Origin of the sequence: Trinickia sp. Y13 (assembly GCF_029522115.1) — a bacterium.
GTDB lineage: Bacteria > Pseudomonadota > Gammaproteobacteria > Burkholderiales > Burkholderiaceae > Trinickia.
The window spans coordinates 1-788 of the sequence record NZ_JAKWFK010000047.1; the positions used below are offsets into that span (position 1 = coordinate 1).

A 788-nucleotide genomic window follows, 5' to 3' on the forward strand; every position below is an offset into this window, starting at 1 on the left:
TGGTCCAGCAGCTTGCGGAACATTTCCACGCCCGTGCAGGTCGTCTTCACCGTCGGCTTGATACCGACGATTTCGATTTCCTCGCCAACCTTGATCACGCCACGCTCGACCCGGCCCGTTACCACCGTGCCGCGGCCCGAGATCGAGAACACGTCTTCCACCGGCATCAGGAACGCACCGTCCACCGCGCGCTCCGGCGTCGGGATGTACGTATCGAGTGCATCGGCCAGGTTCATGATCGCCACTTCACCGAGTTCGCCCTTGTCGCCTTCCAGCGCCAACTTGGCCGAACCCTTGATGATCGGCGTGTCGTCGCCCGGGAAGTCGTACTTCGAGAGCAGCTCGCGCACTTCCATTTCCACCAGCTCGAGCAGCTCGGCGTCGTCCACCATGTCGCACTTGTTCAGGAACACGATGATGTACGGCACGCCCACCTGACGCGCCAGCAGGATGTGCTCGCGCGTTTGCGGCATCGGACCGTCAGCGGCCGAGCACACCAGGATCGCGCCGTCCATCTGTGCCGCGCCCGTGATCATGTTCTTCACGTAGTCGGCGTGGCCCGGACAGTCGACGTGCGCGTAGTGACGGTTCGCCGTCTCGTATTCCACGTGCGCCGTGTTGATCGTGATACCGCGCGCCTTTTCTTCCGGCGCCGCGTCGATCTGGTCGTACGCCTTCGCCTCGCCGCCGAACTTCGCCGTCAGCACCGTCGTGATCGCCGCCGTCAGCGTCGTCTTGCCATGATCCACGTGACCGATCGTGCCGACGTTCACGTGCGGCTTGGTCCG

General features: G+C 63.8%; 1 protein-coding gene. It reads right to left on the reverse strand.

Going from position 1 to position 788, the window contains the following annotated elements; genetic code table 11:
- The coding region (locus MMB74_RS27300) for an elongation factor Tu (RefSeq protein ID WP_277431709.1) at nucleotides 1-788 on the reverse strand (788 nt) is incomplete at both ends.